Source organism: Myxococcus stipitatus DSM 14675, from assembly GCF_000331735.1.
Lineage (GTDB): Bacteria > Myxococcota > Myxococcia > Myxococcales > Myxococcaceae > Myxococcus > Myxococcus stipitatus.
The window spans coordinates 2965369-2979927 of the sequence record NC_020126.1 but is presented as its reverse complement, the minus strand read 5'-3'; the positions used below and the strand labels follow the sequence as shown (position 1 = coordinate 2979927).

General features: G+C 69.3%; 13 protein-coding genes. 6 read left to right on the top strand and 7 right to left on the bottom strand.

The window, feature by feature from the left end; translation table 11 throughout:
• The first annotated feature begins 62 nt into the window (after positions 1 to 62).
• From MYSTI_RS11720 to MYSTI_RS11695, 5 genes are all read left to right on the top strand, one after another.
• Entirely contained in the window at positions 63 to 350 is a 288-nt protein-coding gene (locus MYSTI_RS11720; RefSeq protein ID WP_015347957.1) for a hypothetical protein, read from the top strand.
• Between the two features lie 83 nt (positions 351 to 433).
• On the top strand, positions 434 to 1681 hold the full coding sequence (locus MYSTI_RS11715) for a S1C family serine protease (RefSeq protein ID WP_015347956.1): 1248 nt from the start codon (positions 434 to 436) through the stop codon (positions 1679 to 1681).
• Between the two features lie 145 nt (positions 1682 to 1826).
• Positions 1827 to 2099, top strand: a complete 273-nt coding sequence (locus MYSTI_RS11710; protein ID WP_015347955.1) for a hypothetical protein — start codon at positions 1827 to 1829, stop codon at positions 2097 to 2099.
• A gap of 544 nt (positions 2100 to 2643) precedes the next feature.
• Positions 2644 to 3234 carry a hypothetical protein gene (locus MYSTI_RS11700; protein WP_015347953.1) on the top strand — a complete coding sequence of 197 codons (591 nt, stop codon included), beginning with the start codon at positions 2644 to 2646 and terminating at the stop codon, positions 3232 to 3234.
• 72 nt (positions 3235 to 3306) lie between these two features.
• On the top strand, positions 3307 to 4266 hold the full coding sequence (locus MYSTI_RS11695; RefSeq protein ID WP_015347952.1) for a phosphoribosylaminoimidazolesuccinocarboxamide synthase: 960 nt from the start codon (positions 3307 to 3309) through the stop codon (positions 4264 to 4266).
• Positions 4267 to 4297: 31 nt separating this feature from the next.
• Here the strand turns inward: MYSTI_RS11695 and purB are convergent, their stop codons facing one another.
• The 6 genes from purB to MYSTI_RS11660 form a co-directional block, all read right to left on the bottom strand.
• Positions 4298 to 5611 carry an adenylosuccinate lyase gene (gene purB / locus MYSTI_RS11690; RefSeq protein ID WP_044279506.1) on the bottom strand — a complete coding sequence of 438 codons (1314 nt, stop codon included), beginning with the start codon at positions 5609 to 5611 and terminating at the stop codon, positions 4298 to 4300.
• Positions 5608 to 6552 (bottom strand): ABC transporter substrate-binding protein, encoded by a 945-nt coding sequence (locus MYSTI_RS11685; RefSeq protein ID WP_015347950.1) that lies wholly within the window; start codon positions 6550 to 6552, stop codon positions 5608 to 5610. The genes purB and MYSTI_RS11685 overlap by 4 nt, the downstream gene beginning before the upstream one ends.
• A complete protein-coding gene (locus tag MYSTI_RS41705; RefSeq protein WP_015347949.1) occupies positions 6549 to 9698 on the bottom strand; it encodes a protein kinase domain-containing protein in 3150 nt (1049 codons plus the stop codon). The genes MYSTI_RS11685 and MYSTI_RS41705 overlap by 4 nt, the downstream gene beginning before the upstream one ends.
• Positions 9699 to 9811: 113 nt before the next feature.
• Positions 9812 to 10267, bottom strand: a complete 456-nt coding sequence (dut, locus tag MYSTI_RS11670) for a dUTP diphosphatase (protein ID WP_015347948.1) — start codon at positions 10265 to 10267, stop codon at positions 9812 to 9814.
• 135 nt (positions 10268 to 10402) lie between these two features.
• The gene (locus tag MYSTI_RS11665) at positions 10403 to 11413 is read right to left on the bottom strand and encodes a M23 family metallopeptidase (protein WP_015347947.1); all 1011 of its coding nucleotides are present in this window, start codon (positions 11411 to 11413) and stop codon (positions 10403 to 10405) included.
• 11 nt (positions 11414 to 11424) lie between these two features.
• Complete coding sequence (locus tag MYSTI_RS11660; RefSeq protein WP_233278240.1) at positions 11425 to 12132, bottom strand: hypothetical protein; 708 nt, start codon at positions 12130 to 12132, stop codon at positions 11425 to 11427.
• Between MYSTI_RS11660 and MYSTI_RS44565 the strand changes: the two genes are divergently transcribed.
• Positions 12131 to 12286 carry a hypothetical protein gene (locus MYSTI_RS44565; protein WP_233278239.1) on the top strand — a complete coding sequence of 52 codons (156 nt, stop codon included), beginning with the start codon at positions 12131 to 12133 and terminating at the stop codon, positions 12284 to 12286. The genes MYSTI_RS11660 and MYSTI_RS44565 overlap by 2 nt on opposite strands.
• 102 nt (positions 12287 to 12388) lie before the next feature.
• Here MYSTI_RS44565 and pnp read toward each other — a convergent pair whose 3' ends face one another.
• Positions 12389 to 14557: a polyribonucleotide nucleotidyltransferase gene (gene pnp, locus MYSTI_RS11655; protein ID WP_015347945.1), complete on the bottom strand. Its 2169-nt coding sequence runs from the start codon at positions 14555 to 14557 to the stop codon at positions 12389 to 12391.
• Positions 14558 to 14559: the final 2 nt, after the last annotated feature.

The window sequence follows — 14559 nt, the reverse complement described above, 5'->3', positions numbered from 1 at the left end:
CCGCCCACACCGCCGGAAACTGGCCAAGCCCTTCCGTCAGATGTAAGAAGACGTAGGAGGCTGTGAGCATGGGAGCTTTGAAGTTCATCGTCTGGACGGTCTGCGCGGTGGGGCTCGGCATCTTCCTGTCGTCGGGCAACGTGGATGGGCGCACGCCGCTGCAGCACATGGAGCGGGCGTGGAAGCGCGCCGTGAAGCCCGACACCATGGACCGGATGAAGGATGGGCTGGAGGACGCCTACGAGGACGCCAAGGGCGCCGTCTCCCGCTCGACGGATGCGGCACCTCGCGAGCGCATCACCGCCGAGGACCGTGCGGCGGTCGACCGAATCATCGCGAAGAAGAAGTAGCCTGGCGGACAGGTCCGCTTCCGCACCTCGGTTCCCCTCCCTAGCTTGCGTGGGTGGGCGGCCGGTTGGGGCGGAGGCGGGGCATGCACAAGGCTCCATTCAAGAATGTCGTCATCATCACCGCGCTCCTGAGCGCGCTCTGTGTGCCCGGACAAGCCGCCGGGCGCGAGCGGGGACGACTGTGGCTCGAGGCGCAGAACCGTTCGCTGGAGAACCAGCGCGCCACGCTGAGCCAGGTGGCTCGCAAGGCGATGCCCTCGGTGGTCTCCATCACCACCCGACAGCCCGCGGAAGACGCGGCCTCGTCCGGTGAGGAGCCGCAGAAGGGCATCGGCTCCGGCTTCATCATCCACCCGTCCGGTTACATCCTCACCAGCGCCCACGTCGTCGAGGGAGCCACCGAGGTCGTCGTCTCCCTGATGCATCCGCGCGGCTACGCGGAGGAGTACGTCGCCCAGGTCGTGGGTGAGGACAACCGGACGGACTGCGCGCTCCTGAAGATCGACGCCCCGCGCAAGCTCCCGGTGCTCCGGCTCGCGTCGTCCTCGCACGTGCGCTCGGCGGACTGGATTGTCGTCATCGGCAACCCGTTCGGACTGTCCCAGTCGGTGACGGTGGGCGTGGTCAGCTACATGGGCCGCACGGACGTGACGCCCAACGGGCGTGACGGCGACTTCGACTACATGCAGATGGACGCGTCCATCAACCCGGGCAACTCGGGCGGCCCCGTCCTGGACATGCACGGTGACGTCGTCGCGGTGGCCAACGCCGTCAACGTGGCGGGACAAGGCATCGGCTTCGCCATCCCCATCGACATCGCGAAGACGGTGATTCCGCAGCTGCGCGCCCACGGCCGCGTGCGCCGCGGATGGCTGGGCATCAGCGTGCAGGACTTCACCCCCGAGGTGGCCGAGGCCTTCAACCTGAGCCATGGCCCCGGCGTGGTGGTGACGGATGTGGTGGAAGAGGGCCCCGGAGAGCGCGCGGGGTTGCTCAGCGGCGATGTCATCGTGGGGCTCGACACGCGGCGCGTGCAGCGGGCGCACACCTTGCGGTGGCAGGTGGCCGCGCGAGGCGTGGGCCGGAACGTGAGGCTGCTCATCCACCGGCTGGGCAAGCCCATGCACCTCACCGTCCGGCTGGAGGAGATGCCAGACGAGGGGCCCGTGCCCGCTCCCCTGGCCGCCCATCGGCAGGGACGGCGTCCCACCCGCGCCCAGTCCGTCCTGGAGGACCTGCTGTCACCCGTCCCCCGGGCCAAGTCCTTCCCGTCGCCCCCGCCCTCCAAGGCGGCGGACCCGGATTCCGGGGGGGGCGAACAGGCTCCCTGAGCCTGGGGGCCCACACCGGTCTTCCGGCGTGTCCTTGCGTTCGGGTGGCATGGGCGCTAGACAGTGCGCCTTTTTCGTACCCGGCGGATGGTCCACTGCCAAGTGGCGCCGCGGTACCCGTATCGATTCGCAGGAGAGTTCGACAATGGCCGAGGCCACCCCGACGACGCAGAAGAAGCTCACCAAATGGCCGCGCACCGCCAAGGGCGGTGGCAAGAAGGCTTGCTCCGTGGAGGGCTGCAAGCGCCCCTACCGCGCCAAGAGCTACTGCTTCTTCCACTACAAGACCTGGCGCCAGGGCGACCTGCCCCACTCGCGCTACCGCACCTGCTCCAAGCCCGAGTGCCGCACCAAGGTCCTCAAGGCCGGTCTGTGCGAGAAGCACCACGCCGAGACGTACAAGAAGGACGCGGCGTAAGTCTCCCGCCGTCGTGCTCTCAGCGGCGCCGGGGACTTTTCCCTACCAGGTGATTCATCCGGTCAGGGAGAAGTGCCCCGCGCCACCGCGTGTCCCAGCTGCTTGAAGGCCGTGAGCCCTTGCTCCGCCTCGCGCCGGGTCCGCTCGAAGCACTCCCGCCTCAGCTCGTGAGGGTGACGGGGATTCAACAGGACCGTGGAGCACCGAGCCCGGTTCGTGGACCGCTGGACGTCCCCGGTCGGGATGGCGAGGCCGCCCTCCTCCACGCATCACCGGACACCAGCGCCGTGCGTCTCTTCGCGCCTGGGTACGAGCCGGAGGGCCGCCCGCGTACACAGCCCTTCAGCACCGCATCACCGTTGCTGGCGAGCCGCTCGGAGCCACCGAGCCCCGGGGTGGCCGGGTCGGAAAGGACCGATCGGAGAAGGGGCGACTGTCCCTGGCGAGGGCCTTTCATGCGGGACAACGGAGAGTTGTGCCGCTGGACGCATGACACCGAGTTTAGCTGGTTGATCCTGAAGCAGATCGGTATATTCCCGGCTGTATGCGTCGCGTGCTTCCTGGCTTGCTCCTGTCGGTCGTCGCCGTGCTCACCGCTTGTGGTGGCGCGGGCACGCCCGTGCGCGCGACCATGAGTGCCCGTCAGGCGCTCGCACACCCGCCCGAGTTCCTCGAGTTCGAGTCTCCCGCCACGCGGCTGGAGATGTTCCGCGAGGTGGCGCGTCAGTCGGACGTGGAAGCGGGTCAGGCGGCGCAGGCGCTGGTGCTCTTCCCCATCAGCCAGAACGGGGAGCTGCTGGCGGCCCCGGGCTTCGATGTGCGCATGGACCTGTTCCAGGCGCCCGATGCGGGCAAGGGGTTGCAGCTCGTGCTGGAGGCTCGCGCGGGTGAGCGTTGGCCGGAAGACCGCCGGGAGAGCCTGCAGGGCCTGTCCGAGCGGGAAGCGGCCGAGTTGGTGGCCCGCACGCTGCTCGCGCACTGGGGCATCCAGCCCGAGGGCGTGGTGCAGGTGGACCGGGCGTCCAGCGCGCCGTACGCGGTTGCTTACGTGGATGGTATCCTGCGTATCAATCCAGCTTTCCTCTATCTGGCGGCTGCCTACGGTCCTGCTTCCATGCCGGCCGCGCTCCAGTAGAGTCCCGCGCCCGAAGCAGCCCCCCCTCCTCGTCGGACTTCACCTTCCCGAGGGGCGGGCCGCGAGGCGCCAGTGAATACCTCCGCACTCCACGCTCAGCTTCCCCTCACGCTCCGCCAGGTGGACCTGCCGGCGCTCGGCCAGCACTACCGTGGCAAGGTCCGGGACACGTATCGCCAGGGCGACTCGCTCGTCCTCGTGACGACGGACCGGCTCTCCGCGTTCGACCACGTCCTCACCACCATCCCTTTCAAGGGCGAGGTGCTCAACCGCCTCTCGTCCTTCTGGTTCGAGAGAACGAAGCACATCTGCCCCAACCACGTGCTCGACGTGCCGGACGCCAACGTCACCGTGGCGCGCGCGTGTCAGCCCTTCACGGTGGAGGTGGTGATTCGCGGCTACCTCACCGGCAGCCTGTGGCGCGACTACGAGAAGGGCACGCACACCGCCTACGGCCTCCCCTTCCCCGCGGGCATGCGCAAGGACGAGGCCTTCCCCTCGCCCATCATCACCCCGTCCACGAAGGCCGAGTACGGGCAGCACGACGAGCCCATCTCCGAGAAGGAGATTCTCGCCAGGGGCCTGGCCAGCACCCGCGACTGGGCCCGCATCACCGAGGCGGCCCGAGGCCTGTTCGCGGAGGGACAGAAGTGGGCGCGCACCCGAGGCCTCATCCTCGTGGATACGAAGTACGAGTTCGGCAAGGTGGGCGACGACATCTACGTCATCGACGAGATGCACACCCCGGACTCCAGCCGCTACTGGGTGGCGGACGAGTACGAGGCGCGCTTCGCCAAGGGCGAGGACCAGCGCATGCTGGACAAGGAGAACATCCGCCAGTGGCTCATCCGCGAGCGGGGCTTCTCCGGCCACGGCACACCGCCGGCGATTCCGGATGACGTCCGCGTGGAGCTGGCCACCAAGTACGTGGCGGCCTTCGAGCAGATCACGGGCACGTCGCTGACGCTGGAGCCGGGCGACGTGCACGCGCGCATCGAGCGGAACCTGCGGCAGAAGGGCTACCTGAAGTAGCCCTCCCGCGCGGTTTCACAACAGGCCGGGGCTACTCGCTCCGGCCGAAGACGCGGCGGAAGATGTCGTCCATGTGCCGCGTGTGGTAGCCCGGGGAGAAGCAGTCGTTGATCTCCTCGGGCGTCATCATCTTGCACAGGTCCGCGTCCGCGAGCAGGGCCTGCCGGAAGTCGACGCCCTCCTCGTAGAGCTTCATCGCGTTGCGCTGGACGATGACGTAGGCGGCCTGGCGGTCCATGCCCTTGCGCGCCAGCTCCAACAGGAGCCGCTGCGAGTTCACCACTCCGCCCAGCAGGTCCAGGTTCCTCTTCATCTGCTCGGGGTAGACGCGCAGGTCCTCCATCAGGCGGGCGAAGCGCATCAGCATGAAGTCCGCGAGGATGGTGGCGTCCGGGCCGATGACGCGCTCCACGGACGAGTGGGAGATGTCCCGCTCGTGCCACAGCGCCACGTCCTCCATCGCGCTCACCGCGTAGCCACGCAAGAGGCGCGCGAGGCCCGTGAGGTTCTCCGAGAGGATGGGGTTGCGCTTGTGCGGCATCGCGCTGGAGCCCTTCTGCCCCGCGGTGAAGGGCTCCTCCGCCTCGCGCACCTCCGTGCGCTGCAGGTGGCGAATCTCCACCGCGAACTTCTCGATGCTCGCGCCCAGAAGCGCCAGCGCGGTGAAGTACTCGGCGTGCCGGTCACGCTGCACCACCTGGCTGGAGGCGGGCGCGGGCTTCAGGCCCAGCTTCTTGCAGACGTACTCCTCCACGGCGGGAGGCAGGTGCGCGAAGGTGCCGACGGCGCCGGAAATCATGCCCGTGGCGATGGTCTCGCGCGCGGACAGCAGGCGCGTGCGGGCGCGGCGGAGCTCGTCGTACCAGATGGCCAGCTTGTGGCCGAACGTCACGGGCTCCGCGTGGATGCCGTGGCTGCGGCCCATCTGCAGCGTGTGCTTGTGCTCGAAGGCGCGCTTCTCCACCGCGGCCATCACCCGCTCCAGGTCCTGGAGGATGAGGTCCATGGCGTCGCGCAACGTCATCCCCAGCGACGTGTCCAGCACGTCCGAGGACGTCATGCCCAGGTGCAGCCAGCGTGCGCTGGGCCCCACGCGCTCCTCCATGAAGGTGAGGAACGCGATGACGTCGTGCTTGGTGGTGCGCTCGATCTCCTCGATGCGCGCGGCGTCGGCGGGCGTGAAGTCCCCCGCGCGCTGGACACAATCCTCCAGCGCCTCACGAGGGGCCAGTCCCGCCTCCACCATTCCCTCCAGCGCGGCGAGCTCCACGTCGCGCCAGCGGCGCAGGCGGGCCACGTCGGACCAGAGGTTGGACATCTCCTGTCGGCTGTATCGCGGAATCACTCGTAGACCTTCACGGCAAAGTCCCGCCGCGCCGCGAACCGGAGGAGCTCCAGCACGGGCTCGGAGGACGGACCCAACTTCTTGGCGGTGGTGAGGTTGATGGACAGGTCCAACCCTTCCGGCTGCGCCACCGCCAGCGCCCCCGGGTCGACCTTCTCGTGGATGATGCGATTGGCCAGCCGCCCCGCCTGCAGGCCGATGGCCAGGGGACTGGGCGACAACGCCAGCGCCGCGCCCTCCTTCACCTGGCTGGGCGTGAGCGCGATGAGCGGCAGCCGCTTCGACTGCGCGAAGGCGATGAGCTCTTGAACGACGGCGGCGTTGCCCACCGTCTTGTCCGCCACCATGAGCAGCGCGTCCACTCGGCCCGCGGCACCCTCGAGCACCTTCTCCACCTTCGCCGGAGAGTCGACCTCCAGCGCGAGGATGGACAGGCTCCTCGACGCGGCGGCGCTCTGCGCCTGCGTCACCGTGCTCGCGGAGAAACGGGGGTCATGCACCATGCCCACGCGGCGGACCTTGGGGGCCACCGCGACGAGCGCCTCCAGTTCCGGTCCCAAGTCACTGGTGAGCGAGATGCCGGTGACGTTGGGGCCCTCCAGTCCGTACTTCTCGTAGTACGGCACCATGGCGAAGAGGACGGGCACGTCCTCGCCCAGGGAGCGCCTCGCGGCATTGGCCGCCAGGGGGCCCAGGGCCAGCACCAGTGCGGGCTTCTGCGCCGCCAGCTTCTTGAAGACACGCGCGGCGGCGCCCGGGCTCTCGTCGAGCATCATCTCCTGCACGTCCGCGCGAGCCTCCGCGGAGAAGCCAGCGATGACGGAGGCGTAGGGCGCGAGGTTGGCGGACTTCACCGCCACCACTCGTGGGCGAGCACTCCCCTGGGCCAGCGCGACGGCTGGCAACAGGGAGAGGCAGAGCACGAGTGCCAGCCGGCTCATGGCTGTGCGCTCGAGCAGCAACGGAAGCCCACCGACGCGGAGGCCATCTCGGGGTCGCCATACTTCACCGCGCTGCAGCGGGAGTCGGCGTAGGGCTCGTTGAAGGCTCCACCCTTCTGGATGGTGCCCCGGCGCTCGATGCGGGTCTCCGTCCACTCGGCGACGTTGCCGGAGAGGTCGGCCACGCGATAGCCCGGCGAGACGCACTGAGGTGACGTCCCGGACGCCGCGATGGAAGGCACGATGCCCGCTTGGGGAATCTTCGTATTGCACGTGCCCTGAAGGTAATCGTTCCCGTACGCGAAGCGCGCGTTGCCCGGTCCCTTGCATGCCTTCTCCCACTCGTCCTCTGTGCAGAGCCGCTTCTGCGCCGCCTCGCACAGCGCACGTGCCTGAGCCAAGGTGACGTCCACTCGAGGGGTCGCTCCCCGCTGGTTCGGGAACTCGAACTCGTCGATGCAGAAGGAGTTCACCATGACGTTCTCGCTGGGACGCTCGTCCACCTTGGCGAGTTCGTCGTCGCGGACCTTGCCTCGCTTGAAGGACCCTCCGCTCACCAGCCGCATCCCGTCCTGACACTTCTCAGACAGGGCCACGACCAGCGGAGGCGCCACTTCATTGCCCCCCTGCCGCGACACTGAACCCGCGGAGGGAGCAGACGGCTTCGGGGTGCCGCGAGACTTCCAGTAGTTCAACAGCAGATAGCCGCCGCCCGCGCCGAGCGCGAGGCCACCCACCGTCAGCACCACCATCCAGACGAACGCCAGACGACGACGCTTGGCCGAGGACTTCTGCGGGCGATTGCCCCGCTGAGTCGGCGCGATGCGTGCCCCCGAGCGCGCTCCCGACATGCTCGGGTCGAAGTCGAGGGCCCGAGGCGCGGTGCGCGCGCCCGACATCGCCGGCACGGTCTCGAGCGTGCGTGCCGTGCGGATGCTCGGCACCACGGGCGCTTCCAGGGTCCGCGACACGGGGCGGGCACCAGACGTCGCGGGAGAGGATTCCAGCCCGCGCGCGGACCGGGCACCGGAGACGGAGGGAGCGGCTTCGCCCGCCACCGAGTCCTGGCCTCGCGACGATGCTCGCGGTTGTGCCGAGGGCATCGGACCGGAGGCGCGAGGCGCGGGGCCTCCCGAACGCGCAGATGGCTCCGCACTGGAGCGTCCACTCAGGGACGGCTCTGAAGAGCCTCGCGAGAGGCTCTCCGCGCCCGAGCGTCCACTGTGGTTCGAATCCGCTCCGGACCGCGAAGGGTCACCACCGCCGCGACCACCCTGCGAAGGCTCACCACTTCCGCGACCGCTCTGCGATGCCTCAGCACCAGCGCGGCCACCGTGCGCCGACTCACTGCCGCTGCGACCACCCTGCGACGACTCACCACCGCTGCGACCACTCTGCGACGACTCGCCACCGCTGCGACCGCCTTGCGACGAGCCACCAACGCCGCGACCGCTCTGCGAGGCCTCAGCACCGCCACGTCCGCTCTGCGACGACTCACCACCGCCGCGACCGCTCTGCGATGACTCACCACCGCCGCGACCGCCCTGCGACGACTCACCACTGCCGCGACCGCTCTGCGACGACTCGCCACCGCCGCGACCGCCCTGCGACGACTCACCACCGCCGCGTCCGCTCTGCGACGACTCGCCACCGCCGCGACCGCTCTGCAGCGACTCGCCACCGCCGCGTCCGCTCTGCGATGACTCACCACCGCCGCGTCCGCTCTGCGACGACTCGCCACTAGAGCGGCCCCCGTGCAAGGACTCCGACGCGGACCTCCCGCCCTCGGCGCCCGCGCGTCCGCCATGCGCGGCATCCTGCGCGGAACGACCACCGTACGGCGACTCACCACCGCCGCGTCCGGCATCGGACGAGGCACGCCCCCCCTGCGCGGACTCCATCGCGGCACGAGCCGCCGGGCCGGAGATGAACGGCATCGCCTGCTCGGTGAGGCGCTGATGCGACGCATGGGGATTCGCGCCAATGATGGCGGCGAGCGTCGCCGCATCCAGCGGCTGCGTCGCATCCGGCGGAGGCGGCTCTTCCTCCTCGTGCGGAGCAGCCACCGGCGGCGGCGGCTTCGCGGCGGACACGATGCCCGTGGGAATCGGCATCATGTCCGTGGGCACCGGCGGCGGAGGCCGAGCGGACATCCTCACCGCGGCGGCCTGCGCGGACCCAGGGGGAGGCGGCACACCGCGCACCCGCGTGGTCACCGCGGCCGGCGAGCGCGCGAGGATGTTGGCGAACTCGGCGTGCAGCTCCCCCGCGGACTTCGGCCGGGCCAGCGGGTTGATGTTGAGCGCTCGGCGATAGAGCGCCTCGAAGGACGTGGGCAGGTCCGGGTGCAGCGACGTGAGTCCCGGCACCACGCCTTCCGTCGGCACCAGCCCGGTGAGGAGCTCACCCATCACCACGCCGAGCGAGTACACATCCATGCGCGTGTCGAGCTCACCACCCGCCACGTACTCGGGCGCGATGTAGACATCCGAGCGATGTCCCTTCTGCGCCTGGACGAAGGGCAGCTGCGGCACGGCGAGCCCCAGCCCGTAGTCCGTCACCTTCAGCAGGTCCGGCAGGACGATGACGTTCTCGGGCTTGACGTCGGAGTGCGGACCGAAGCGATGCGCGGCATCCAGCGCCGCGGCCATCTGCGCGAGCAGCGGCTCCACGTCCTTGAGCGAGAAGAGCTGCCCGCGCGAGGCGCGCTGCTCCATCATCCGCCGCAGCGTCAATCCCTCCAACAGCTGCATGGTGAAGAAGGGCCGCTCGCCATCGAGCCCCTCTTCGTAGACGCGCAACAGGTTGGGGTGGTTGAGCTTCTTGCCCACCCGCATCGAGAAGGAGAACTGGGTGCGCTCCTCGGGCTGCTGCACGAGCCGCGGGTGCACGGTCTTCAGCGCGACCTCGACGTCTATCTCTTCGTCCTGGGCCCGGAAGACGAAGCCCATGGGGCCCGAGCCCACCACTTCCTTGATGGAGTAGCGGCCGGCGAGGACGTCCCCGGGCTTGTAGGGCGCGCCTTCCAGACCCCGCTTGCGAGCGACGCCGGCTGCCTGTCGAGCAGTCGCGTCGTACTTCATCCCGCAGGTGGGACAGGTGTCATTCGTCTCGGGGACGTGGCTTCCGCAGCGGTAGCAAAGCAAAGCAGTCGGACTCCAGGGGCCAGTCGAGGAAGGACCACCAGCGGGGACGCGGTCCGGGCCTCATATTCTGCACACTCCCCTGTCATCAAGGAACGATGCCGTCCGCGTCGGCCTTATCGGCCCGTGGACCCGAACCCACTCCCACCCCGCGCCGTCGCGTCGAGCACCTCCACCTCCGCCAGCGTCACCGAGGTCACCGGCGCCACCACCAGCTGGGCGACCCGGTCACCCCGACGCACGGTGAAGGGCTCGTTGGAGAGGTTGACCAGGACGGCGTGCACCTCGCCCCGATAGTCCGCGTCCACCGTCCCAGGTGAGTTCAGCAGGGTGATTCCATGTCGGAGCGCCAACCCCGAGCGAGGTCGCACCTGGCCCTCGTACCCAGGCGGCAACCCCAGCGCGAGCCCCGTGGGAACCGCCATCCGCGCGAGGGGTTGGAGGACTCGCTCCTCGTCGATGTCCGCCCGCAAATCCAGCCCGGCGGCGAGCTCGGTCTCGTAGCGGGGAAGCGGCAAGGGCTCTGGGTGCGCGCGAACACGGCGCACCTGCACAGTCAGGGACGAGGCCATGGCGCGGATGTACCACAGCCTCGCGCCGTCTCCAGTTCCCTCGCCAACGTCACGGGTAGTCCCCGCAAGCCCCCACGGCCGAGCAAAGACACGCTCCCTGGAACACCCGCCCTCCTCCGAGGAACTCGCATTCCGTCAAAAAGGCGCGTCCTGGGACACGGTCCTAACAGAAGCGCGGAACTTGAGAGGGTCCATGGGCCGCGAGGCCAGCTCGAGCTGATAGTGCAGATGGGGTCCCGTGGAGCGGCCCGTATTGCCGGAGCGAGCGATGAGCTGCCCCCGAGTCACCTGCTCCCCCACCCGCACGAGCAGCTCCGAGTTGTGGCAGTACGCCGTCGTCACACCTCGGCCATGGTCCAATACGAGCACGCGGCCGTTCACGGAGTCTTCACTCGCGCGCCGCACCACGCCCTCCGCCACGGCCGCCACCGCCGTGCCCGTGGGGACACCCAGGTCCACGCCCGTGTGCATCTTCCGAGTGCCCAGCACGGGGTGATTGCGCTCACCGAACGGGCTCGTCACACGTGCCCCTTCGGACACGGGCCACGCCAGACCAAAAGCCGTGGACAGGGCCAACGCCTGCGCCGCTCCCACCGAGGCCGCTTCGAAGCCAGGAGGAAGCTGCCGGCTCAGCGCCTCGAGCGTCAACGCGCCCCCTTCCGCCTCGGCACGCTCCTGCGCATAGCGCGCGGGCACGCGTCCGACGAAGACGGCCGTCACCCGGGCCTCCTCGCGCGGAAAGTCCTCCGCCAGCCCCGACAGGAGCCTGCGCGCCGCGACGGGCCCCTCCACCGGGTCCACCAGCGTCGACATGGAGATGCCCTGCTCCTGCGCCAGCGCCGTCGCGGGAGCCCGCGCGCGCGCGTCCATTCCCTTCAGCGCCAGGTGTGTGCCCCATGCCAGCGCCTCGGCGCTCGTCAGCGCGCGCACCAGCGAAACCTCCGGAGCCACCATGGGCGCGGCCAGCGTCGTGCCCGTCATGCCGTCGTAGAACGCCAACAACGGTCGCGCGGTGCTCTGCGTGGAGAAGGCCCACGCGGAGGCCTTGCGCACCAGCGCCCCCGCGGGCGTGTGGTGGTACGCCGTCCACACGCACAGCACCGCCATGCAGAAGTCCAGCAGCCCTCGGGCTCGGCTCGAGAACATGGGTGGGCGCCTCAGCGAAAGAACGACCAGAGAGGAGACGCTTCGAGCGCGGCGGCCACGGCCAACGGCACCACCACCACGCACCCCAGCAGGCCTCGAGTGAAGGCCCGGCGACCGGTCTCTTGTGCACAGGCCGTGTCCGCGTGCTGGAGGTTTCGCAGCACCGCACGCCAACCCAGCGTGGACAGCACGCCCACCAGCGCCCCGAGCGCCAGTCCCCTCGCGCCCCAGTCCGCGACCCGGTCTCCCATCAGCTCGCGCCAGGACAGGTACACCGTGCCTTGAAGCAGCCGCGCCACCGCGCACGCTCCGGCCACCACCACCGCCGCCGTGGCGAGCGGCCTCAACCACCGCATCGGCGTGGGCCGGCGCACACAGCGCAGCCACAACGCACGCCACGAAGGCTGCTCCTTCGGGCCCTCCATCGCCGCACGCCAGGCCTCCGCGGGACGCGCGGCGGAGGCCTCGCGGTACCCCAACGCAGGAAGCGCGAGCACCAGGTCCGCGGCCAGCTCCCACGTCAGCGCCAGGACGCGCGCGATGCGCGTGCGCAGCTCGAGTGAAACCCACTCCACCATCGGCGCCGTCAGGTCGTATTGGCCCACCCAGCCATCGAAGGCCGCGTCGGCGCGGTCCACCCACGACAACAGCCGGTCATCCAACGTGTCCGCCGCCGCGTGCACGCCCACGGCCACCAGCGCCAGCAGCCCCAGGGGCATGAACGCCCACCGGAAGGCGCCCAGCGCGCGGGAGACCCACGAGACGACACCAGGAGCGCTGGGTGAGGTGGCGGATGATGGACGAGGCGGCAACGAGGCCTCCGGGCAGACGGGGCTCGCACCTCCAACGCACGACCCCGAACCCCAGGTCTAAGCCATTCCCGCCCCCAACGAAAACACCCCCTCCCGCGAGCTGCGGAAGGGGGCGTCGGGTGCCACGGCGGACCTCATGGAGAGGTCCGCGTGGGGCCGGGAATCAGGCCTTGGCGTTGGGCTGGGTGGCCTCGGGGGCCGGCTGCGCCGCGACGGTGTCCGCCGCGCCCTGCTGCTGCGCCGCGCGCTCCGCCATCGCCTCCTTGCGCGACAGACGAATCTTGCCCGTCTTGTCGATGCTGACCACCTTCACCAGCACCTCATCGCCCTCCTTCAGCACGTCGGAGACGCTCTTGACGCGCTTGTCGGACAGCTCGGAGATGTGGATGAGGCCGTCGGTGCCCGGGAACAGCTCCACGAAGGCGCCGAACTCGGCGATCTTCCGCACGGTGCCCGTGTAGATCTTCCCGATCTCCGCCTCGCGGGTCAGCGCCTGGATCATCGCGATGGCGGCCTTCACGGCCTCGCCGTTCGCGCTGGCGATGTCCACCCGGCCGGAGTCCTCGATGTTAATCGCCGCGCCGGTGCGCGCGATGATGTCCTTGATGACCTTGCCGCCCGGCCCGATGACGTTCTTGATGAACTCGGGACGAATCTGGATGGTGGTGATGCGCGGAGCGTACTGGCTGATCTCCTTGCGGGGCTGCGCCAGCGACTTGAGCATCTCGCCCAGGATGTGGATGCGGCCCTGACGCGCCTGCTCCAGCGCGCGGCTCATGATCTCCGTGGTGAGGCCGGTGATCTTGATGTCCATCTGGATGGACGTGATGCCCTTCGTGGTGCCGCACACCTTGAAGTCCATGTCGCCCAGGTGGTCCTCGTCACCGAGGATGTCCGACAGGATGGCGACCTTGTCGCCCTCCTTCACCAGACCCATGGCGATACCCGCCACCGGCGACTTGATGGGGACACCCGCGTCCATCAGCGCCAGCGTGCCACCGCACACAGAGGCCATGGAGGAGGAGCCGTTGGACTCCAGGATGTCCGACACGAGGCGCACCGTGTACGGGAACGAGTCGCTCTTCGGCACCATGTTGCGCAGCGCGCGCTCCGCCAGCGCACCGTGGCCGATTTCACGGCGGCCCGGGCCACGCAGCGGCTTGGTCTCGTTCACGCTGAACGGGGGGAAGTTGTAGTGCAGCATGAAGCGCTTGAACGTCATGCCACCCAGCATCTCCAGGCGCTGCTCGTCCTCGCTGGTGCCCAGCGTGGTGACGACCAGGGCCTGCGTCTCGCCACGGGTGAACAGCGCGCTTCCGTGCGTGCGCGGCAGCACGCCGACTTCACACGTGATGGCGCGGACCACGTCGTGCCCACGCCCACCGATGCGGCCACCGTTGACCGTCATCTCGCGCATGTGCTCGTACTTCAGGTCCTCCACCACCTGCTTGGCGTGCTTCTCCACCTGCGACGTGAAGGTCTCGCCCATCTGCTCCTTGAGCTTGACGATGGTCTCCTTCTTCGCCTTGGAGAGCGCGTCGTAGCGGGCGCCCTTCTCCTTGATTTCATAGCCGGCCTTGATGCCCGCCATCGCCAGGTCGCGGACCTTGGCGCGCAGCGCCTCGTCCACCGCGGGCGCCTTGTCGAACGCGCGCACCTGCTTGTTCAGCTCGCGGCGCAGCTCGTCCTGCAGGTCCAGCGCGGGCTGCGCGGACTTGAAGCCGAACTCCAGCGCGGCCACCATGTCCGCCTCGGACACCTCTTCGGCGCCGCCCTCGACCATGACGATGGCCTCGCGGCTGACCGCCATGACCAGGTCCAGGTCACTCTGCTCACGCTGCTTCGCGGTGGGGTTCGCCACCAGCTGACCACCCACGCGTCCCACGCGGATGCCGGCGATGGGGCCGTTGAACGGGATGTCCGACACCCACAGCGCCGCGGAGGCGCCGGTGATGCCGTGCACGTCGCCCTCGTTCTCCGGGTCCGCGGAGATGACGCTGGCGATGATCTGCGTCTCGTACGCGTAGCCTTCCGGGAACAGCGGACGCGCGGAGCGGTCCACCAGGCGGCTGGCCAGCGTCTCCTTCTCCGTGAGGCGACCCTCGCGCTTGAAGTAGCTGCCGGGGATGCGGCCGGCCGAGTACAGCTTCTCCTGGTACTCCACCGTCAGCGGCAGGAAGTCGACGTCCTTCTTCTCGCGCGCGCTGACCGCGGTCACCAGCAGCATGGTGTCGCCATAGCGAACCACCACGGAGCCGTCGGCCTGCTTGGCCATGCGGCCCACTTCGATGCTCAGCTCGCTCTCACCAATCTTGACGCTCTTCTTCAACATGT

Coding starts and splice junctions, on each gene's coding strand:
- MYSTI_RS11715 (WP_015347956.1), top strand. CDS start 434: ATGCACAAGGCTCCATTCAAGAATGTCGTCATCATCACCGCGCTCCTG.
- MYSTI_RS11710 (WP_015347955.1), top strand. CDS start 1,827: ATGGCCGAGGCCACCCCGACGACGCAGAAGAAGCTCACCAAATGGCCG.
- MYSTI_RS11700 (WP_015347953.1), top strand. CDS start 2,644: ATGCGTCGCGTGCTTCCTGGCTTGCTCCTGTCGGTCGTCGCCGTGCTC.
- MYSTI_RS11685 (WP_015347950.1), bottom strand. CDS start 6,552: ATGAGCCGGCTGGCACTCGTGCTCTGCCTCTCCCTGTTGCCAGCCGTC.
- dut (WP_015347948.1), bottom strand. CDS start 10,267: ATGGCCTCGTCCCTGACTGTGCAGGTGCGCCGTGTTCGCGCGCACCCA.
- MYSTI_RS11665 (WP_015347947.1), bottom strand. CDS start 11,413: ATGTTCTCGAGCCGAGCCCGAGGGCTGCTGGACTTCTGCATGGCGGTG.
- MYSTI_RS44565 (WP_233278239.1), top strand. CDS start 12,131: ATGAACGCCCACCGGAAGGCGCCCAGCGCGCGGGAGACCCACGAGACG.
- MYSTI_RS11660 (WP_233278240.1), bottom strand. CDS start 12,132: ATGCCCCTGGGGCTGCTGGCGCTGGTGGCCGTGGGCGTGCACGCGGCG.
- pnp (WP_015347945.1), bottom strand. CDS start 14,557: ATGTTGAAGAAGAGCGTCAAGATTGGTGAGAGCGAGCTGAGCATCGAA.